Genomic DNA, 18,994 nt, shown 5'->3' with positions numbered 1-18,994 from the left:
ACGCGAGGCGGACGCATTCACCGTAGGAGCGCACCCGGGCGCGACGAGGCGTTATCGATAAAGCCTCATCGCGCGCAAGCGCGCTCCTACCGGTGCCAGCGCACCATCGATCACTGCGTGCGCGTAGCGCCGGTCTCCTTCACCGGCTCGCCGAGATTGGTCTTCAACCACTGCTCGCTCTCGGCCAGCATCTGCAGGATCGACTGCCGCGCGCGGTACGCATGCGATTCGTTGGGCAGCAGCACCAGCCGCGCGTTGCCGCCCAGGCCCTTGATCGCGGCGAACATGCGCTCGCTCTGGATCGGGAAGGTGCCGGTGTTGTTGTCGTCCTGGCCGTGGATCAACAGCAGCGGATCCTTGATCTTGTCGGCGTAGTTGAACGGCGACATCGCCTGATACACCGATTGCGCCTGCCAGTAGTTGCGCTCCTCGGCCTGGAACCCAAACGGGGTGAGCGTGCGGTTGTAGGCACCGCTGCGCGCGATGCCGGCCTTGAACAGCCGCGTGTGCGCGAGCAGGTTGGCGGTCATGAAGGCGCCGTAGGAGTGCCCGCCGATGGCGATGTGCTCGCGGTCGGTGACCCCGCGCCGCACCACTTCGTCCACCGCGGCCTGCGCATCGGCGACCAGCTGCGGCACATAGGTGTCGTTGGGTTCGGCATCGCCTTCGCCGACGATCGGCATGGTCGGGTTGTTGAGCACCACATAGCCGATCGCCAGAAACGCCTGCGGCCCCCAGTAGCTGATCGCATTGAAGCGATAGGGCGAGTCGGTGACCTGGCTGGCGGTGTCGGCACTCTTGAACTCGCCCGGATAGGCCCACATCAGCAGCGGCCGCGGGCCGTCGCGCTTGGGGTCGTAACCGGGCGGCAGCAGCAGCGTGGCGGTGAGGTCCACGCCATCGGCGCGCTTGTAGCGGATCTGCTCCTTCTGCACGCCACGCAACTGCGGCAGCGGATGGGCGAAATGCGTCAACGCACGCGGCGCAGGCGCTGCATCGCCCAATGCCTGCACCACATAGTTGGCCGGCTCCTCGGGCGACTCACGGCTGAGCAGCAACTGCGTGCCTTGCGCATCCAGCAAAGCCAGCGGTGCGCAATAGCTCGGCGCCTGCGAATGGAACAGGCGCGTGGCGCGCTTGCTCTGCAGATCGAAGCGATCCACGAACGGGCGGTCGCCTTCCGGCGAGGCGCCCTTGCCGAGCAGGAACAGGCTGTTGCCATCGGCGCCGGTCTGCAGCAGCGTGCGGCCCTTGCCGTCGGCCACGGTCGCCGGCGTGCCGGGATCGTTGTAGCGGTCCTGCGAGGAGCGGTCCCAGAGCAGTTCGGGCGCGCGCTGCGGCTGGTCCGGTGCAATGCGCCACTGCTTGGTGCGGCGGGTCTTCCACCAGCTTTCGCTGAGGATGGCCAGATCGCCGCGGCCCCACTGGATGCCTTCGAAGCGGCTGCCCAGTTGCGCCAGCGTGACCGGCGCACGCGTAAATGGCGCAGCCTGCATCAGCACCGCATCACGGATCTTGCTCTCGCGTGCCGGGTCGCCGCCGTCCTGCGCCTCGGCCCAGACCAGCGTGGCCGGCGCATCGACGCGCCAGGCGATGTCGCGCACGCCGGTGGGCACGGCATCGTTGCCGGTCGGCAGGCCTTCCACCAATGGCAGCCGGGCGATCTGGTGCACCAGCTTGCCCTGCAGGTCCAGCACCTCGATACGGCGTGCGAAGTTGTCTACCGGCACCAGATACGAGAACGGCCGTTCGCTGCGTTCGCTCAGGATGTAACGGCCATCCGGCGACACCGACAGATTGAGATAGATGCCGGGCGTGGCGATCGGGCGCACCTGCCCGCTCACGCTGACGATGACCGGCTGGCCGGTGGCGTAATACTCGAACACGCGCGCATCGGCCTCGTTGCGCAGCAGGTCCTGATAGGTCGGCAGCGAACGCACGCCGGCAGCGGCACTGGTCTGCTGGATCGCCGGGCCGTCGGGCACCGCATCGCGGGTGGGCGGCGCGCCCTGCCCGGCCACTTGCTGCTGCAGCAGCAGGCCGCTGCCATCGGGCAACCAGCGCAGATCGTCGTTGACGCTGGTGTTCAAACCGGCCACCAAACGCCGCGCCTGCCCGGCCGCCACGTCGACCAGCCACAGCTCGTTGGCACCGCTGGCCGCGTCCTCGCGGCGGAACGCCAGGTAGCGCTGATCCGGCGACCAGCTCAACGTAGCCAGCGACAGTGGTGACGGCAGCCCGGCGATCTGCCGCTCGCTGCCGTCGGCCACCGACAGCAGCCACAGCTTGTCGGCAAAGGAGAACCGGCTGCTGGCAAACGTCTTGGGATGGATGCGCAGGCCGGCCAGCTTGAGTTCGGGCTGGGCCACCTCGGCGATGTCCGGCAACGCCGGCAACTGCACCATCGCGCCCAGGTCGCGTTTGGGCGACAGGTGCAGCATCGGCGCGCGCGGGGCATCCACCACTGCCTGCAGCGCCTTGGAGGGCAGTTGGTAGCCAGTGCTTGCCGCAGCGGCAGGCGGGCCAGCCGGCGCGACGGCTGCGGCCGCAGCCAGTGGTGCGCTCAGCGCCAGTACGCCTGCCAGGGCCCATCGCTGCTGCCGCTTGCCGTGCCGTGCATCGGGTGTCGCCTGCATTGTCCATCCCCAGTGTCGATCGACTCCGGACCATAACAGTCACGCGCGCCCCGCTCCCCTGCCGTTGGTTGGGGCGCGTGCCACTTCAAGCCGGCCAATTCATGCCGGAGGGGGGTGCTGCCGATATAATCAACGCTCTCGTCGAGGGGCGCTGCGACCGGTATGGCGGACTGATCCGCCAACTGCACGAAGAGTGCGGGAAATACGGCCAGGCTCGACAAGCATTCATCGTTCAACGGCGCCCCGCATTGCAGACATTGGTCTGCTTACCGGAGCTATTGCATGAACGCTGTCACGAAAATCGCCCCACATACCGATTACAAGATCGCCGACCTCTCTCTGGCCGATTGGGGCCGCAAGGAGCTGGACATCGCCGAGCACGAGATGCCGGGCCTGATGTCGATCCGCCGCAAGCATGCGCAGACCAAGCCGCTGAAGGATGTACGCATCACCGGCTCGCTGCACATGACCATCCAGACCGCAGTGCTGATCGAAACGCTCAAGGACATCGGCGCCAACGTGCGCTGGGCCTCGTGCAACATCTTCTCCACCCAGGACCACGCGGCCGCCGCGATCGCCGCCTCCGGCACGCCGGTGTTCGCCTGGAAGGGCGAGACGCTGGAAGAGTACTGGGATTGCACCCTGGACGCGCTGACCTTCACCCTGCCCGACGGCACCCAGACCGGCCCGGAGCTGGTGGTGGACGACGGCGGCGACGTCACCCTGCTGATCCACAAGGGCTTTGAGCTCGAAAACGGCAGCACCTGGGTCGACGAGCCGGCCTCCTCGCACGAGGAAGGTGTGATCAAGGCGCTGCTCAAGCGCGTGGCCGTCGAGCGTCCGGGTTACTGGACCCGCGTGGTCAAGGACTGGAAGGGCGTCTCCGAAGAGACCACCACCGGCGTGCACCGCCTGTACCAGATCGCCGAAGCCGGCAAGCTGTTGATCCCGGCCATCAACGTCAACGACTCGGTCACCAAGAGCAAGTTCGACAACCTGTACGGCTGCCGCGAGTCGCTGGCCGATGGCCTCAAGCGCGCGATGGACGTGATGCTGGCCGGCAAGGTCGCGGTGGTCTGCGGCTACGGCGACGTCGGCAAGGGCAGTGCCGCCTCGCTGCGTGCCTACGGTGCCCGCGTGATCGTCACCGAGATCGACCCGATCTGCGCCCTGCAGGCGTCGATGGAAGGCTTCGAGGTCAACACCATCGAATCCACCCTGGGCCGCGGCGACATCTACGTCACCACCACCGGCAACAAGGACATCATCACCGTCGAGCACCTGCAGGCGATGAAAGACCAGGCCATCGTCTGCAACATCGGCCACTTCGACAACGAGATCCAGGTCGATGCGCTGAACGCACTCAAGGGCGTGGAAAAGATCAACATCAAGCCGCAGGTCGACAAGTACGTGTTCGGCAACGGCAATGCGATCTTCCTGCTGGCCGACGGCCGCCTGGTCAACCTGGGCTGCGCCACCGGCCACCCGAGCTTCGTGATGTCCAACTCGTTCGCCAACCAGACCCTGGCGCAGATCGACCTGTGGGAAAAGCGCGACAGCTACGAGAAGAAGGTCTACATCCTGCCCAAGCACCTGGACGAAGAAGTCGCGCGTCTGCACCTGGAAAAGATCGGCGTCAAGCTGACCACCCTGACCAAGGACCAGGCCGACTACCTCGGCGTGGACGTGGCCGGCCCGTACAAGCCGGATCATTACCGCTACTGATCAGCCGGGCGGTTGATTGCCCGCATGTCACAGCTTGAACAGAACGGGCGCCGCAAGGCGCCCGTTTTCTTTGCAGGATGCCGGATGGCCCCGCGTGCAAGCGGACCGACATGGCGACCAATCTGCGTTCGCGCCATGCGACATCGACATCGACATCGACATGCATCGCATGCAACGCCTTGAGCAATACACCATGAAATCCAGCACGCCAGACAGCGTTGCCGTCGGCATGGCAGCTGTTGCCGTGTACGATACTCGCGCAAGGCTTGCGGCTTACCTGCGCGGCAGCAAGACTGGTCAACCACTACGTAACACCCATCGTCAAAAGGAACCAACATGGGCGGCTTCAGCATCTGGCACTGGATCATCGTTCTTTTCTTCTTCTGCAGCATCGCTGCCGTGATCAGCTTGATCGTCTGGGTCGCAAAGCGCGCGTCGCGCAAATCGACTGTGGCAACGACGGGGTCAGCAGTGCCGAAGAGCGCTCAAGCCAGACTGCTGGAGCTGGACACGCTGAGGTCGCAGCAGTTGATCACGGATGCAGAGTACCAACAGCGCCGCAGCCATATCCTCAGCGAGATCTGAGCAGCGGCTGCAACGCATGAACCATGTTTCCGCTGTCCTGGATCAACATGTCCATGTGATCTGCGACAGTGCCATGCGCCAGCGATTGCTGACGCGTGGCACTTCGATGCGAGACCGCATCAGTCTGAGCTTCAAGAGCTCTGAAGAACTTTCCGAAATCCTCAGCCTGCTGCAGTCACTGCAGATTCCCTTTGCCGACGCACCTGCGGGTTGGCCACCGGCGGCCGTCTTTGCGCAGCTCAGGGATCAGGGATTGGTACAAGGCGCGATCACTACCGTCGTATGGGTCGCCCCGGACATGCCCGTGCTCGGCGTCGGCTAGCACGCATCAGCGCCAGGGTTGCCGGCAGCTCGCCAGGTGCAATCCACGCAAGGCTGCGCTTGAGAATGTCGGCTGCTGCACATACGCCTGCGGCTAATAACTTTCCAAATTCCGCTGACCACTATGGCGCTGCAACGCTTGCGCCCGGTCATGGCGTGCGTTGGTGATTCCTTACCGCATTCGCACTTTCAAGAGAATTTGTCATGAACAAACGCATGCTCACGTTGGCGCTCTCGGCGCTGGCATTGACGGCCGCACCCGATGTCTTTGCGCAGTCCGCATCCGGCGACGGTGCGGGTTGGTTCGTCAACGGCGGCGTCGGCCGCACCTCGCTCAAGAGCGGGCCCTACGATGGCAGCGCTACCGGCTACAACATTGCCGCCGGGTATCGCTGGAACGTGCTGTTTCCATGGTTATCGCTTGGCCTGGAAGCTGGCTACAACGATCTTGGCAATATCCAGGCGAAAAACCTGTTCAACGGTGATGCCGTCGTGGAAGACGAAAGCCAGCTGCATGGCTGGACCGTTGGCCTGAATCAACGCTTCGCACTGGGCGACAGGTGGTACGCCAGCATGCGCGGCGGGCTGTATGGCTGGAAGGGCCAGGGCCTGCGCAATGACACCGTGTCCGACCGCTCCGACCTGGACAAGCTGTCGTGGTATGCAGGCGCCGGCGTGGGCTACAACCTGGGCGAGCACTTCAGCATCGGCGCCAACTACGACCATTACAACGCCAAGAAACTCGATGTCGATCTGAGCACCGACATGGCATCGGTGAATGCCGAGTACCGGTTCTGACAGCCATCAGCATGTCGAGCTGCGGCGAGTCCGAAACAGCAGACGCAGCTCGACTCTGCAGCCGTACGTGCAACCACGTGTCACGCTCGACGAAAGGATGCACCGGTGGCGGCGAAGTGGCACCGCGCCGCCGTCACGCCGGAGTTCAAGAGCAGCGCTGCTTTCCCTACCACGGGAAAATCCCACGACACAAAGCGAGCCATCTACCTGCTACGGCCGCCAGTTCGCATTGCGTTCCCAGAACGCCACGCTGCGCCGGTAGGCATCGCGGTCCAGTGCCACACCGGAGCCGCCCTCTTCCACGCCCAGTGCATTGCGCAGCATGGTGATGGGCGCCATCGGAATTTCTTCCGGCTCGGTGGTGTAGAGGCAACCGACCACGCCCCAGTCGGCGTCGATCGGCGCGCCCTCCTTGGCCAGCTGATCGCGGCTATACAGGATCGGCAGCAGATACGTCGCCACCGCTGGCTCCACACCTTCGAACCAGCGCACCAGCACCGGCAATTCCTGCGTGCTGCGTGCCTCGTAGCCGGAGCGCAGCTGGTGGCGGTTGTCGTCGGTGATCGGCGCAGTGAGGCAGCGCGTCGAGGTCCAGTTGCGGTGCACATGCAGCTGACAAAACGGCGCATAGCCTTCGATCACACGCACCGGCGCCTCTTCATTGAGCCGCTGGATGAACTGCTCGGGCGTGCAATCCTGGATGGCGTTGCGACGACCATCGCGGGGAAACAGACGGGTGCGGGCAAACGGTGTGAGAACGATGGACATGACGGTGGTGGGTGGCAAAGAACGCCAGGGTAGCCTGCAGCCCTGCCATGCGGCCACTTACCAGATCAGATCGTCCGGCACCTTGAACTGGCTGTAATAATCGTCGTCGCTGTCCGGCGCCGATGGCGTGCTGCTACGGCCATGATCCAGCACCACAGTGTCCGCATCGCGGCTGTAGACCTTGTCGGCGGCGGCGCGCGGAATCAGCTCGAAGCCATCGCCATGCCGCACGATCACCAGCGCCCCGCTGGCCAGCTGGCTGCGTAGCGTGGGATTGACCAGCACGCTGCGGATGACGCTACCGTCGTTGAAGCGGTAGTCGATCTCGCCATCGCGCTTGACCTTGTTGGTCTCCACGATCTGCCGGACCTGGGCCAGCACTTCCTGCCGCCGCAGCTGCAGCTTGCGTTCTTCGGCCAGCGCGCGATCGCGCTCGGCGCGCTCGGCCTGTAGCCGCGCCGCGTCCACCTTGTCGACCTCGGCCGGTGCCACGGCCGCGCCCTTGGCATGACGCTGCTTGTTCTGCTCGCGCGCGACCTTGTCCACCTGGGCCTTCTTGACCAGGCCGGCCTTGAGCAGTTGTTCTTGCAGCGGATTGCGCATGGGAGGGGAACCGGTGAATGTGCGCCCAGTTTACCGCGCCCCGCGCCACCCAGCCTGACTGCCCAAGCCCGCGCCGGCTGCAGCACCGCGCCGTGCCGCGGTACCGCGATCCACCCGCACCGCGCAAAGCGCGACCTGCATCGGGGTTTTCGCAGGTACTCGCATTGAATACGTATGCACAACAGCGATGTTGCGCCGCGATGCACGCTTAGCATCACCGCGCGCTGCACGCCGTGCGCGCGCTTTCCGGAACAGGGGCCGGAGGCCTTGATGCGGGCATCGCGCAGCATGCGTGTGCTCGCGCTTACCGACTGGAGATCCATCCGATGCGCGATACGCACACTCCACCCCCACCCGCACGGCTTCAACGCAGCTCGCGGCTGCTGCTCGCCGCGCTGGTGCTGCTGATGACCACCGCCAATGTGCAGGCCGATGTGATCCTGCACGCCTTCAATTGGCCGTATGCCACCGTAGAGGCACGCGCCAAGCAGATTGCCGACGCAGGCTATCGCAAGGTGTTGGTCGCTCCCGCCTATCACTCGCAAGGCAGCGCGTGGTGGGCACGCTACCAGCCGCAGGATCTGCGCGTGATCGATGGCCCGCTGGGCGACACCGCCGCGTTCTCGCGCATGGTGCAGGCGCTGGCCAACAACGGCGTGGAAACCTATGCCGATGTGGTGCTCAACCACATGGCCAACGAGGCCGCGACACGCTCGGATCTCAACTACCCCGGCAGCGCCGTGCTCGCGCAATACGCTGCAAATCCAGGCCGCTATGACACCTTGCGCCTGTTCGGCACCTTGCAATCGAATTTCCTGGGCGCCAGCGATTTTGGTCCGGCCCAGTGCATCACCAACTACAACGACGCCTATCAGGTGCGCACCTATCGTATCTGCGGTGGCGGCAGCGATCCGGGCCTGCCGGACCTGGTCGGCAATGATTGGGTGGTGCAACAGCAGCGCGCCTATCTGCAAGCGCTGAAGGGCCTGGGTGTGACCGGCTTCCGTGTCGATGCGGCCAAGCATATGAGCTTTGACCATCTCAATCGGGTCTTCGATGCGGGCATTCGTTCCGGCGTGTATGTGTTCGGCGAAGTGATCACCGGCGGCGGTAGCGGCAACGGCGATTACGACCAGTTCCTGGCGCCGTACCTGCAGTCCACGCCGCATGCAGCCTACGACTTCCCGTTGTTCAACGCGGTGCGCAATGCATTCGCCATTGGCGCCAGCCTGCAGCAGCTGGTGGATCCCGCGTCCACCGGACAGGCGTTGCCGGGCAATCGCGCGGTGACCTTCGCCGTCACCCACGACATCCCCAACAATGCCGGTTTCCGCTACGCCATCCTCGACCCCGTCGACGAGACGCTGGCATACGCGTATCTGATCGGCCGCAACGGCGGCATGCCGATGGTCTACACCGACAACAACGAAAGCGGCGACAACCGCTGGGTCAATGCCTATCTGCGCGACGACCTGCGCCGCATGATCGGCTTCCACAACGGCGTGCAGGGCAGCGACATGCAGGTGCTGTCGTCCAGCTCCTGCCATGTGCTGTTCCGGCGCGGCAGCCTGGGCATCGTCGGCATCAACAAGTGCGGCAATCCGGTCACCACCACCGTGGCGATGAATGGCAGCGTGCTGTACTGGAATGCGGATTATGTGGATGCACTGGGCTCGGGCAGCGTGGTGCGCATTTCCAGCGGCTCCTATACCTTCACGCTGCCGGCGCGCGGTGCACGCATGTGGCGCCGCTGAGCTGTCTGGCCAGCACGAGGCGTCCGCTGCGTGGTTGAAGCCTGATCGCAAAGACACGCGCCCCCCCTGACACAGGAAAACACCGGCTCATCGCCGGTGTTCTGGATGCTGCAACACGTTGGATGGTGCGACCGGCTACCAGGCGAACGGCGCGGTGACCTTGCGCGCGCCGAGCATGAACGCATCGGCCACATGCACGAACGGGGTGACATCCACCTCCGATTCGCCGGCGCGCACCAGCTGCACGAAACGCCGGTACAAGCCGTCGTACTCGCCGGCGGCTTCCACTGGCTGCGGCTGGCCATCGATACTGAGCCTGGCACCGCCCTCGCTGAGCATGAGCAGGCCATCGGTGGTGTCCACTTCGATATCCCAGCGCTGATGGCCGGTCTGCAGAAAATCCAGTTCCGCCGTTACCGGCACCCCTGCGGTATCGACAAAACCGAGCCTGGCATACAGCGGTGCCTGGCGGTTTTCCGGCGTGTGCAACTCTGCTTCGCGCAGCGCGAAGGGGCGCGGCAACAGATGCGTGGCGATGGACAGCGCATTGATGCCGGGGTCGAACACGCCCATACCGCCCGGCTCCAGGATCCAGTCCTGGCCCGGGTGCCAATGGCGAATGTCTTCCTTCCAGGTGATGTGCGCGCGCAGGATCTGCTTGTCGGCCAGCCACGCCCGCGCAGGCTCCACGGCAGCGGCGCAGCGCGAATGCCAGCTGGTGAACAGGCTGCGTTGCGCACGCTGCGCCAACGCGCGCAGATCGTCGATTTCGGCCAGGGTGGCGGCCGGGGGTTTTTCCAGGAACACATGGCGACCCGCGGCCAGCGCGGCCTGTGCCTGCGCATGCCGCCCGACCGGTGGCGTACACAGCGCCACCGCTTCAATCTGCGGATGCGCCGCGAAGGCCTCTTCCAGGCTGTGATAGGCCGGCACTCCATCGACCGTGCCATGCCGGCTCACGGTGGCCACCAGCTGCACATCGGCACGCGCGGCGATGGTGGGCACGTGCTGGTCGCGGGCGATCTTGCCGATGCCGACAAGGGCAATGCGCAATGCGTCTGGATGCTTCATCGAAACCTTCGGGCTGATAGGGACGTGGCGGGACCCGCGCGATCGCCCGTTTCGGGCACATGCACGGAGACTGGTGCAGCGGCGCGCTGCAACAGCGCACGCAACGGCGCAGTGTAAGGTCAGGCTGCGGTTCGCTGCGAGACATCGCTCCTGCTTGTTTTGCTATACCTGCGCCGCCCGGTGGCCGCGCAGGAGCCGCCATGCTGCATCGGTGCAACTGCACGGAACGCCTTGCTGTTCGTGGCCTTCCACCTGGTCGCGCTGAAGCACGGCGGCAGCTGCGGTGGGGCGCCCGGCCTGCGGCCGATGTATGGCCAGGCCTGCGACGCCGGCTGCAGACAGAGCGACCTGCATGCGCCTTGCGATGCGCTCACATCTCCAGCACGACCTTGCCCAGGTGGCTGCCCTGCTCCAGATAGCGATGCGCTGCAGCGGCTTCGTTGAGCGGGAAGCGCTTGTCGAGCAGCACGCGCAGCTTGCCCTGCGCGATCCACGGCCACACCACGCGCTCCACTTCCGCGGCCAGGCGCGCCTTTTCGTCGGCACTGCGCGGGCGCAGCGTCGAGCCGGTGAGGATGGCCTGCTTGCGCATCAGCAGCGGGATCGGCACCTCGATGGTGGAGCCGGCCTGCGAGGCGATGTAGACGATGCGCCCGCGTGGGTTGAGCGCCTCCAGGGTGTCGGCGAATACCGCAGCGCCCACCATGTCCAGCGACACATCCACCCCGCCGTGCGCCTTGGCCACATCGACGAACGATTCGGTGGTGGAATCGATCGCTACATCGGCGCCCAGCTCGCGCGCCTGCGCTGCCTTGCCCGCCGAACGCGCAGTCGCCAGCACATGCGCACCGGCGGCCTTGGCCATCTGGATCGCAGTCACACCGATCCCGGACGTGGCGCCATGCAGCAGCAGCCATTCCCCGGCCGCCAGCCGGCCATGCTCGAACAGGTTGGTGTACGCGGTAAAGATGGTTTCCGGCAGCGCGGCGGCATGCGCCAGATCCATGCCCGGCGGAATCGGCAGCACATGCCGCGCGTCGACCGCGGCGTACTGTGCGTATCCGCCACCGCCCAGCAGCGCACATACCCGATCGCCGACCTTCCAGCGACCGGCCGGCTCCACGATCTCCCCGGCAATTTCCAGCCCAAGCGTCTGCGGCGCGCCGGGTGGCGGCGGATAGTGGCCGGCACGCTGCAACAGATCGGGACGATTGATCCCGGCCGCATGCACGCGGATCAGCACCTGCCCCGGCGCGGGACGCGGGCGCGGCTGCTTGCTGGCGTACAGTGCATCCGCATCGCCCTTGCCATCGCGGATGGCAATTGCAGTCATCGTGGTATCGCTCATGCGCAGCACTCCGTAGAAAGTGCGCCCAGTGTAGAGCTGCCTGCGTCAACGCCCGGCGCAAGCCGGGTCGCGACATGGCACGCAGGCGCGGCGCAACCACCGTCTCCACAACTCACGGCAGGCAATGACGCGATGGCCGGCATCACGCGTGAAACCAGTGCTACAACAGAAGCGGTTCACCTGGTCGATGCGAGGCTTCGCTCGCCGCCGCGCGGCAAGCGCCTGCAGGGCCCCGCAGATCGCGCCGTCATTCCGCTGACAGCACGCGAGGTAACCGGATGCAGGACACCCGCAACCAAATATGCATTCATCGCGATGAAGCGATATTATGCTGGCACGATCCGCCGGACCCGCCGCGATGACGCATCTCAGTTTCGAGTTCTACCCGCCCAAGACCGACGACCAGCGCGCCCAGCTGGACCGCACGGCGGCCAGGTTGAAGGGCTACGCGCCGGAATACGTGTCATGCACCTTCGGTGCCGGCGGCTCCACGCTCAGCTATACCTCCGAGACGGTGCGTCACCTCAAGCAGAAGCACGGTTTCGAAGCCGCCCCGCACCTGTCCTGCGTCGGCGGCAGCCGCCAGGAGATCCGCGAGCTGCTCAAGCTTTATCGCGCGATCGGCTGTACCCGCATCGTCGCGCTGCGCGGCGACCTGCCCTCGGGCATGGGCCATCCCGGCGACCTGCGCTATGCCTCGGACCTGATCGCCTTCATCCGCGCCGAACACGGCGATGCGTTCCGGATCGAAGTCGGTGCGTATCCGGAAACCCATCCGCAGGCGACCGACGCGCTGAGCGATCTGCGTTACTTCAAGGCCAAGGTGGATGCCGGCGCCGATGCTGCAATCACCCAGTATTTCTACAACGCCGACGCGTACTTTCATTTCCGCGACGCCGTGCAGCGCATGGGCGTGGAGATCCCGATCATCCCCGGCATCATGCCGATCTCCAACTTCTCGCAGTTGCGGCGCTTTTCCGAGCAGTGCGGTGCAGAAATTCCGCGCTGGATCAGCAAGAAGATGCAGTCCTACGGCGACGATGCCGATGCGGTGCGCGCCTTCGGTGCCGAAGTGGTGGCCGCCGTGTGCGAGCGCCTGATCGCCGGTGGCGCGCCTGCCCTGCACTTCTACACGCTCAACCTGGCCAAGCCGACCACGCAGGTGCTGCAGCTGCTCGGGCGCTGAGCCAGCCGCTCGAAGCCACGCCCTTGGCGGGCGTATCTGTGCGGGCACATCAGCGGCAAACGCACGCATGATGCGCAAACGCCGTGCAAGCTGCCACGGTCCCGGCGCGTTGCTCGCCGGCTCACGCAGGCCCCGTTACGCTGCGCCGATGCCTCGCCTCCTGCTGCCGTTACTGCTGCTGTTCTGCCTATGCCCGGCCACGCGCGTGCAGGCGCAGGAGATCCGCCGCTGCGTGACAGCGAACGGGCAGACCATGTTCACAGACCGCCGCTGCGAAGATGTCGGCGCCGCGGCGCGCGCGCCGCCGGCCCCGCGCACGCAGGGCAACACCGGCCTGCAGCGCTACGGCTGCCCGCGCCGGCTGAGCGAACTGGTGTCGTTGCTGCAACTGGCGGTGGACAGCCGCGACGTCAATCGGCTCTCCAGCCTCTACCTGTGGAGCGGCCAGTCCGACGCCGCTGCCAACCAAGTGCTGAGCCGGCTGGAGGCGATCGTGCAACGCCCATTGCTGGACATCGTGCCGATGTACCCGCAACGCGATCCGCCAACCTGGGAAGCCGATGCCGGCACGGCAGCGGCTTCACCCCTGGACGGCAGCGCCATCGACGCCCCACTCCCGGCACCGCCAAGCCGCCCACGCCCCTGGGGCCTGCGCCTGGAACAGAACCTCGCCAGCGGTGCGCCCGCAAGCAGCGTGTTGCGGCTGCGCCGGCAGTACAACTGCTTCTGGGTGACGTTTTAGCGCAGCGCCCGGCGTAAGCGGATTGCAGCGGCCAAGTACATGCGACGGCGCATCGCCCCGGCAATCGGTGATGGTGACGATGGTGGTGTGGGCTGCGAGGCAGTGAGCGTATCGGCTCAGAGACCCCGAGCCTCATGCCTCATAGGTGACGCCTGCAGGCTATGCGACAAGCCGGCCCATGATCTGCGTGACCGCCTGCTGCGGGCTCAGCACGGCGCTGTCGATCACCCAGTGCGGCTCGGTCCAGGCCACGTAGTCATGCGCGAGCACGGAGGCCCAATCCGGGACGCGCAATCCGACCACGTCGCTTTGCCGCGATTCCACGCGCTGCCGATGCACGTTGCGATCGCTGCACACTACCTCGATCTCCAGCAAACGGCTCCGTGTGCGACGCGCTACATCGCGCCACGCTTCACGGGTGACCGGCAACGGGTTCACGCAATCGGCGACCACCACGTGACCCAGTTGCAGATTGGCCTCGGCAAGTGCGTAAGCGGCCATGTAGCCCGATGCTCCGACATCGTTGGCGAGTGCACCACTTTCGCGTAGTGACTGCTCGATCGTATCGATACGCAAATAAAACCCAGTGCATTGCGTCAGTAGCGCCTGGGCAATGGAACTCTTGCCGACGCCCGGCAATCCGCCAAACACCACCAAGATCGCTGACTGCAGGGTCACTGCGGCCACAGCGCGCGAATCGCCGCGATGCCTTGCGCGCCATGCGAACGTGATTCACGCAGGTCGTCGACCTGCATGCCACCGAGTGCGTAGATTGGCAAGGAGACCTGCTCGCGCAAGCGTTCGAACCCATCCCATCCCAAGGGTGTCGCACCCGGATGCGACGCGGTCGCCTGCACCGGGCCCAGCACCGCAAAATCGCAGCCAAGACGCTGGGCGTGCCGCAGGTCTTCCAGCCCGTGACAGGAGGCGGCGACCGGCTGCTCGGCCGGCAACGGGCGCTGCTGCAGGCTGGCCAGTTGCTCCGAGCCCAGATGCACGCCGATGCCGAGTTCGCCGGCCAGTGCGATGTCACGGTTGAGCAGCAGTTGCGCGCGCGCACGGCCGCGCAGGCGCATCACCTGCTGCAGCATGGCCTGCCAGCGCGCCGGTTCGGCCTGCCGCGCACGCAACTGGATGCGCAAGATGCCGTGCTGCAGCGCACGCTCCAGACCTTCCAGCCACAGCACGTCATCGTCCGGCTCGGGCGTGATCAGATAGCGGTCGGGCTGGCGCAGCACACCGACCACCGGCACATCGGCCGGCGGCATCGAATAACGGGCCAGCTTGTCGGCGGCCACCCAGGTCATCGCCTGGCCTTCGCGGCCGCGCGGGCTGCCTTTCCATGCGGTGATGTGGCGCACTTCCAGGCGCAGCCGCTTGTCCGGGTACAACTGCGGCACGTCCATCAGCCACTCGCCGACCTGCGCCTCGATACCGAGCTCTTCGTTGAGTTCGCGCACCAGTGCCTGTTCGGAGGTTTCGCCAGGCTCGCGCTTGCCGCCCGGAAACTCCCACAGGCCGGGCATGTCACGGGTTTCGGTACGGCGGGTCAGCAGGATGCGGCCGCGGGCGTCGGTGATCACGCCGGCAACGACGTGGGTGGATCTTAGAGAATCAGGCATGGCACAAGAGTGCCGCGAGTGAGCCGTTCAGTGCAATCGCTTGGGGGCGGGGAATGGAGATTCGGGAATCGGGAATCGGTTGAAGCACGCACCATGCCCGCCTTTGCAATTCCCCATTCCCGATTCCCGATTCACGCCTACAGTGGATGCCCGATGCGCCAGAGCACACCGCTGGGATCGTGCAAGGTGAAATCGCGTGCGCCCCATGGCCGATCCTCCGGCGCGCTGCAGCTCACCCCGAACTGCGCGCCCAGGCCGGTGTCGTGCACGTGCTGCCACCAGCTGTCGGCATCGTCCACCCACAGGTGCAGCATCAGGTTCTCGGCCAGTTCGCGCAGATAGAAATCCTGCAGCAGGAATGCGCAATGCGTGCCATGCCGGAAGCAGGTCACATTGCCTACCTCGTCCTCCTGCACGAAGCCTAGCGCACGATAGAACTGCTGCGACACCGCGTAGTCGCGCGCAGGCACGAACACCTTCAATTGCTGGCTGGACAGCAACGCCATGACCGCACTCCACGCAGGATGTGGATCGAGCATACGCCCCGCAGTGGCACCGGCGGAGACGCCTGCATACAAATAGGCGCCGCGTTGGCGCCGCGAGAGATGGACAGCGCGCGGCAGAGCTGCCCTGCCGAGGCCCACCGCAAGACAGCTCGCCAGATTCTTCCAGCGTCTATGCCGTTGGTGTCCCGTCGTTGCCTGGCAACGATGCAGGCAATGCCATTGGCAGGGAGCTGGACAAGGGTGCGAGGTTCCGGCGGGGCACTGCACCCGGCCTCCGACACTCCATGCCCTGCACATCAGCAGCTCCAGCGGATCCCGTCCGTAAGCAGAGCCCCCTTGGTAAGGGGGCGCGCCAAAGGCGCGGGGATCGGAAGCAAGGACCGTGCACCAGGCATCCGCGTAGCGGATGCCTGGTGCGCAGCCCGCTTCGCGGGCTGCGCCACGGTCAACTCAGCTCAGCTGAGTTGACCGTGGCAGTGCTTGTACTTCTTGCCGCTGCCGCAGGGGCACGGATCGTTACGGCCCACCTTGGGCTCGTCGCGGGTTACCTGCGACACCGGCACCGGCGCGTTGCCGCCATGCATCTGTTCCACTTCCTCGTCGGCACCATAGCCGCCGGCGTCCTGATGCTGGAACTGCGAGGCCATCAAGCGCGCCTGCGCCTGCAGACGCTCCTGCTCTTCCAGCTCGGCCACTTCCTCTTCGCTGCGGATGCGCACGCGCGCCAGCAGGTTGATCACTTCGCGCTTGACGTTCTCCAGCATCTCGGAGAACAGCTCGAAGGCCTCCTTCTTGTATTCCTGTTTGGGCTGCTTCTGCGCATAGCCACGCAGATAGATGCCCTGGCGCAGGTAATCCATCTTGGCCAGATGCTCCTTCCAGCCCTGGTCGAGCACGGTCAGCATCACGTGCTTCTCCAATGCGCGCATGGTGTCGTTGCCCACCGCCGCTTCCTTCTCGGCAAAGTGCGCATCCACCGCTGCCTGCACCTTGGCCGCAATCTGCTCGGCGTCCAGTTCTTCCTGCGTGCGTGCCATCTCGCTCAGCGCCAGCGGCATGCCCAGTTCCGATTCCAGCGTGGCTTCCAGACCCTTCAGGTCCCACTGCTCATCGACGGAGTTGGGCGGCACGAAACGTGCGACCAGGTCGTAGATCACATCGCCACGGATGCCGTCGACGTTGTCCTTGACCGATTCGGCATCCAGCAATTCGTCGCGCTGGGCGTAGATCACCTTGCGCTGGTCGTTGTTGACGTCGTCGAAGTCCAGCAGGTTCTTGCGGATGTCGAAGTTGTGCGCTTCCACCTTGCGCTGCGCCTTTTCGATCTGCCGGCTGACCAGGCGGTCTTCGATGACGTCGTCTTCCTTCATGCCCATCATGCGCATCGCCTTCTGGACCCAGTCCGAGGCAAAGATGCGCATCAGGTTGTCTTCCAGCGACAGATAGAAGCGCGACGAACCTGGGTCGCCCTGACGACCGGCACGGCCGCGCAGCTGGTTGTCGATACGGCGCGACTCGTGCCGCTCGGTACCGATGATGTGCAGGCCACCGGCCGCCTTGACCGCATCGTGACGACGCTGCCATTCGGTCTTGGCCGCAAGGCGCTGCTCGTCGCTGATGTCGTCGCCCATGGCATGCAGCTCGGTTTCCAGCGAACCGCCCAGCACGATGTCGGTACCGCGACCGGCCATGTTGGTGGCGATGGTCACCGCACCCGGCTGGCCGGCATTGGCGACGATGGTGGCTTCGCGCTCGTGCTGCTTGGCGTTGAGCACTTCGTGCTTGACCCCGGCCTTGCGCAGATGCTCGGACAGCATCTCCGAGGTCTCGATCGAGGTGGTACCCACCAGCACCGGCTGGCCACGCTTGGCGCAGTCTTCGATGTCGGCCAGCACCGCGTTGAACTTGCCCTTGCGGTTGAGGAACACCTGGTCCGGATGGTCCTTGCGCACGGTCGGGCGGTTGGTCGGGATCACCACCACTTCCAGCCCGTAGATGCTCTGGAATTCGTAGGCTTCGGTGTCGGCCGTACCGGTCATGCCGGACAGCTTCTTGTACATGCGGAACAGGTTCTGGAAGGTGATGCTGGCCAGCGTCTGGTTCTCGCGCTGCACCGGCACGCCTTCCTTGGCCTCGACCGCCTGGTGCAGGCCGTCGGACCAGCGGCGCCCGCTAAGCGTGCGGCCGGTGAATTCGTCGACGATCACCACCTCGCCATCGCGCACGATGTAGTCCACGTCGCGCTGATAGATCGCATGCGCGCGCAGCGCGGCATTGAGGTGATGCACCACGCTCAGGTTCTGCGCGGCGTACAGGCCGTCTTCGGCATTTTCCAGGATGCCGGCCTGCATCAGCAGTTCTTCGGCGTGGCCCATGCCCGCCTCGGACAGATGCACCTGCTTGCCCTTCTCGTCGATCCAGAAGTCGCCCTCGCCCTCTTCGCTTTCCTGCTTGGTCAGCTGCGGCACGATGCGGTTGACGCGGATGTACAGCTCCGGCGACTCGTCGGCCGGGCCGGAGATGATCAGCGGGGTACGCGCCTCGTCGATCAGGATCGAGTCGACTTCGTCGACGATCGCGTAATGCAGGTTGCGCTGGTAACGGTCGGCCTTGGACAGCGCCATGTTGTCGCGCAGGTAATCGAAACCGAACTCGTTGTTGGTGCCGTAGGTGATGTCGCTGCCGTAGGCCTCGCGCTTGTCGCTATGTGGCATGCCCGGATACACCACGCCCACGCTCAGGCCCAGCCAGTTGTACAGCTTGCCCATCTGCGCGGCGTCGCGGCGCGCCAGGTAGTCGTTGACCGTGACCACATGCACGCCCTCGCCCTGCAGCGCGTTGAGGTACACCGGCAGCGTAGCGACCAGGGTCTTGCCTTCACCGGTGCGCATCTCGGCGATCTTGCCCAGGTGCAGCACCATGCCGCCGATCAGCTGCACGTCGTAATGGCGCATGCCGAGCACGCGGCGGCTGGCCTCGCGGCACACCGCAAAGGCTTCGGGAAGAATCTTGTCCAGGGACTCGCCGGCGGCAAGTCGCTGCTTGAACTCCGGGGTCTTGGCTTGCAGCTCGGCGTCGGAGAGCTTCTCGATCGTCGGCTCCAGCGCATTGATCTGGGTGACGAGGCGGTTGAGCTGGCGCAGCTGGCGTTCGTTACGACTGCCAAAGACACGGGTAAGCAGACTGTTGATCATTGAAGAAACCGGTTGAAAAGGAACGGTTTGACCGACGCCGGTCCCCAAGACCCGGCCGCCGTAAACGAAACAGGGCGCACTGCGCCCTGTCGATGGCAACACCCTATTGTAGCTTGGGGCGGGCCTTCACGAATC

General features: G+C 65.3%; 16 protein-coding genes and 1 riboswitch. Of the genes, 7 read left to right on the top strand and 9 right to left on the bottom strand.

The features are described from left to right. Positions 1-110: 110 nt before the first annotated feature. Entirely contained in the window at positions 111-2,585 is a 2,475-nt protein-coding gene (locus ABQY74_RS04460; RefSeq protein WP_372470089.1) for a prolyl oligopeptidase family serine peptidase, read from the bottom strand. A gap of 188 nt (positions 2,586-2,773) precedes the next feature. Beyond that, a riboswitch (S-adenosyl-L-homocysteine riboswitch) is annotated at positions 2,774-2,887 on the top strand. 31 nt (positions 2,888-2,918) lie between these two features. On the opposite strand from ABQY74_RS04460, the gene ahcY reads away from it, so the two are divergent. The 4 genes from ahcY (at position 2,919) to ABQY74_RS04440 (ending at position 6,065) form a co-directional block, all read left to right on the top strand. Further along, the gene (gene ahcY / locus ABQY74_RS04455) at positions 2,919-4,361 is read left to right on the top strand and encodes an adenosylhomocysteinase (RefSeq protein WP_047128144.1); all 1,443 of its coding nucleotides are present in this window, start codon (positions 2,919-2,921) and stop codon (positions 4,359-4,361) included. Between the two features lie 336 nt (positions 4,362-4,697). After that, a complete protein-coding gene (locus ABQY74_RS04450) occupies positions 4,698-4,946 on the top strand; it encodes an SHOCT domain-containing protein (RefSeq protein WP_046345726.1) in 249 nt (82 codons plus the stop codon). 16 nt (positions 4,947-4,962) lie between these two features. Further along, positions 4,963-5,268 carry a hypothetical protein gene (locus ABQY74_RS04445; RefSeq protein ID WP_039530660.1) on the top strand — a complete coding sequence of 102 codons (306 nt, stop codon included), beginning with the start codon at positions 4,963-4,965 and terminating at the stop codon, positions 5,266-5,268. 203 nt (positions 5,269-5,471) lie between these two features. Continuing rightward, complete coding sequence (locus ABQY74_RS04440; protein WP_166767940.1) at positions 5,472-6,065, top strand: porin family protein; 594 nt, start codon at positions 5,472-5,474, stop codon at positions 6,063-6,065. Positions 6,066-6,275: 210 nt separating this feature from the next. On the opposite strand, the gene ABQY74_RS04435 is transcribed toward ABQY74_RS04440, so the two are convergent. Together ABQY74_RS04435 and ABQY74_RS04430 are read right to left on the bottom strand one after the other, a co-directional pair. Beyond that, on the bottom strand, positions 6,276-6,833 hold the full coding sequence (locus ABQY74_RS04435; protein ID WP_349794220.1) for a DUF3228 family protein: 558 nt from the start codon (positions 6,831-6,833) through the stop codon (positions 6,276-6,278). Between the two features lie 57 nt (positions 6,834-6,890). Beyond that, positions 6,891-7,436 (bottom strand): DUF2058 domain-containing protein, encoded by a 546-nt coding sequence (locus tag ABQY74_RS04430; protein ID WP_349794218.1) that lies wholly within the window; start codon positions 7,434-7,436, stop codon positions 6,891-6,893. Between the two features lie 383 nt (positions 7,437-7,819). Between ABQY74_RS04430 and ABQY74_RS04425 the strand changes: the two genes are divergently transcribed. After that, on the top strand, positions 7,820-9,190 hold the full coding sequence (locus tag ABQY74_RS04425) for an alpha-amylase family protein (protein ID WP_349794246.1): 1,371 nt from the start codon (positions 7,820-7,822) through the stop codon (positions 9,188-9,190). Between the two features lie 135 nt (positions 9,191-9,325). Here ABQY74_RS04425 and ABQY74_RS04420 read toward each other — a convergent pair whose 3' ends face one another. Both ABQY74_RS04420 and ABQY74_RS04415 read right to left on the bottom strand, forming a co-directional pair. Further along, positions 9,326-10,261, bottom strand: coding sequence for a Gfo/Idh/MocA family oxidoreductase (locus ABQY74_RS04420; protein ID WP_349794216.1), 936 nt, complete (start codon positions 10,259-10,261; stop codon positions 9,326-9,328). Positions 10,262-10,631: 370 nt separating this feature from the next. Further along, positions 10,632-11,609 carry an NAD(P)H-quinone oxidoreductase gene (locus ABQY74_RS04415; protein ID WP_104560703.1) on the bottom strand — a complete coding sequence of 326 codons (978 nt, stop codon included), beginning with the start codon at positions 11,607-11,609 and terminating at the stop codon, positions 10,632-10,634. 358 nt (positions 11,610-11,967) lie between these two features. Here ABQY74_RS04415 and metF point away from each other — a divergent pair, with 358 nt between their 5' ends. Beyond that, positions 11,968-12,795 (top strand): methylenetetrahydrofolate reductase [NAD(P)H], encoded by an 828-nt coding sequence (gene metF / locus ABQY74_RS04410; RefSeq protein WP_065048106.1) that lies wholly within the window; start codon positions 11,968-11,970, stop codon positions 12,793-12,795. Positions 12,796-12,865: 70 nt separating this feature from the next. Beyond that, positions 12,866-13,537, top strand: coding sequence for a hypothetical protein (locus tag ABQY74_RS04405; RefSeq protein ID WP_349794213.1), 672 nt, complete (start codon positions 12,866-12,868; stop codon positions 13,535-13,537). 159 nt (positions 13,538-13,696) lie between these two features. Here ABQY74_RS04405 and ABQY74_RS04400 read toward each other — a convergent pair whose 3' ends face one another. The 4 genes from ABQY74_RS04400 to secA all read right to left on the bottom strand — a co-directional run bounded on the left by ABQY74_RS04400 (position 13,697) and on the right by secA (position 18,859). Continuing rightward, complete coding sequence (locus ABQY74_RS04400) at positions 13,697-14,224, bottom strand: AAA family ATPase (protein WP_372470040.1); 528 nt, start codon at positions 14,222-14,224, stop codon at positions 13,697-13,699. Next, on the bottom strand, positions 14,212-15,159 hold the full coding sequence (locus tag ABQY74_RS04395; RefSeq protein WP_349794211.1) for a Nudix family hydrolase: 948 nt from the start codon (positions 15,157-15,159) through the stop codon (positions 14,212-14,214). Before ABQY74_RS04395 ends, ABQY74_RS04400 begins: the two co-directional genes overlap by 13 nt. A 137-nt stretch (positions 15,160-15,296) precedes the next feature. After that, positions 15,297-15,665: a VOC family protein gene (locus ABQY74_RS04390; protein WP_104575668.1), complete on the bottom strand. Its 369-nt coding sequence runs from the start codon at positions 15,663-15,665 to the stop codon at positions 15,297-15,299. A 455-nt stretch (positions 15,666-16,120) separates the two neighbouring features. Then, on the bottom strand, positions 16,121-18,859 hold the full coding sequence (gene secA / locus ABQY74_RS04385; protein WP_104624429.1) for a preprotein translocase subunit SecA: 2,739 nt from the start codon (positions 18,857-18,859) through the stop codon (positions 16,121-16,123). Positions 18,860-18,994: the final 135 nt, after the last annotated feature.

Source organism: Xanthomonas sp. WHRI 7064 (assembly GCF_040202355.2).
Taxonomy (GTDB): Bacteria; Pseudomonadota; Gammaproteobacteria; order Xanthomonadales; family Xanthomonadaceae; genus Xanthomonas; species Xanthomonas arboricola.
The sequence above is the reverse complement of the archived record's forward strand: the minus strand, read 5'-3'. Positions and strand labels throughout refer to the sequence as shown.

What these genes read in the sequence shown, in the direction of transcription:
- ahcY (WP_047128144.1), top strand. Translation starts at nt 2,919, where the DNA reads ATGAACGCTGTCACGAAAATCGCCCCACATACCGATTACAAGATCGCC.
- ABQY74_RS04450 (WP_046345726.1), top strand. Translation starts at nt 4,698, where the DNA reads ATGGGCGGCTTCAGCATCTGGCACTGGATCATCGTTCTTTTCTTCTTC.
- ABQY74_RS04445 (WP_039530660.1), top strand. Translation starts at nt 4,963, where the DNA reads ATGAACCATGTTTCCGCTGTCCTGGATCAACATGTCCATGTGATCTGC.
- ABQY74_RS04440 (WP_166767940.1), top strand. Translation starts at nt 5,472, where the DNA reads ATGAACAAACGCATGCTCACGTTGGCGCTCTCGGCGCTGGCATTGACG.
- ABQY74_RS04435 (WP_349794220.1), bottom strand. Translation starts at nt 6,833, where the DNA reads ATGTCCATCGTTCTCACACCGTTTGCCCGCACCCGTCTGTTTCCCCGC.
- ABQY74_RS04430 (WP_349794218.1), bottom strand. Translation starts at nt 7,436, where the DNA reads ATGCGCAATCCGCTGCAAGAACAACTGCTCAAGGCCGGCCTGGTCAAG.
- ABQY74_RS04420 (WP_349794216.1), bottom strand. Translation starts at nt 10,261, where the DNA reads ATGAAGCATCCAGACGCATTGCGCATTGCCCTTGTCGGCATCGGCAAG.
- ABQY74_RS04415 (WP_104560703.1), bottom strand. Translation starts at nt 11,609, where the DNA reads ATGAGCGATACCACGATGACTGCAATTGCCATCCGCGATGGCAAGGGC.
- metF (WP_065048106.1), top strand. Translation starts at nt 11,968, where the DNA reads ATGACGCATCTCAGTTTCGAGTTCTACCCGCCCAAGACCGACGACCAG.
- ABQY74_RS04405 (WP_349794213.1), top strand. Translation starts at nt 12,866, where the DNA reads ATGCGCAAACGCCGTGCAAGCTGCCACGGTCCCGGCGCGTTGCTCGCC.
- ABQY74_RS04395 (WP_349794211.1), bottom strand. Translation starts at nt 15,159, where the DNA reads ATGCCTGATTCTCTAAGATCCACCCACGTCGTTGCCGGCGTGATCACC.
- ABQY74_RS04390 (WP_104575668.1), bottom strand. Translation starts at nt 15,665, where the DNA reads ATGGCGTTGCTGTCCAGCCAGCAATTGAAGGTGTTCGTGCCTGCGCGC.
- secA (WP_104624429.1), bottom strand. Translation starts at nt 18,859, where the DNA reads ATGATCAACAGTCTGCTTACCCGTGTCTTTGGCAGTCGTAACGAACGC.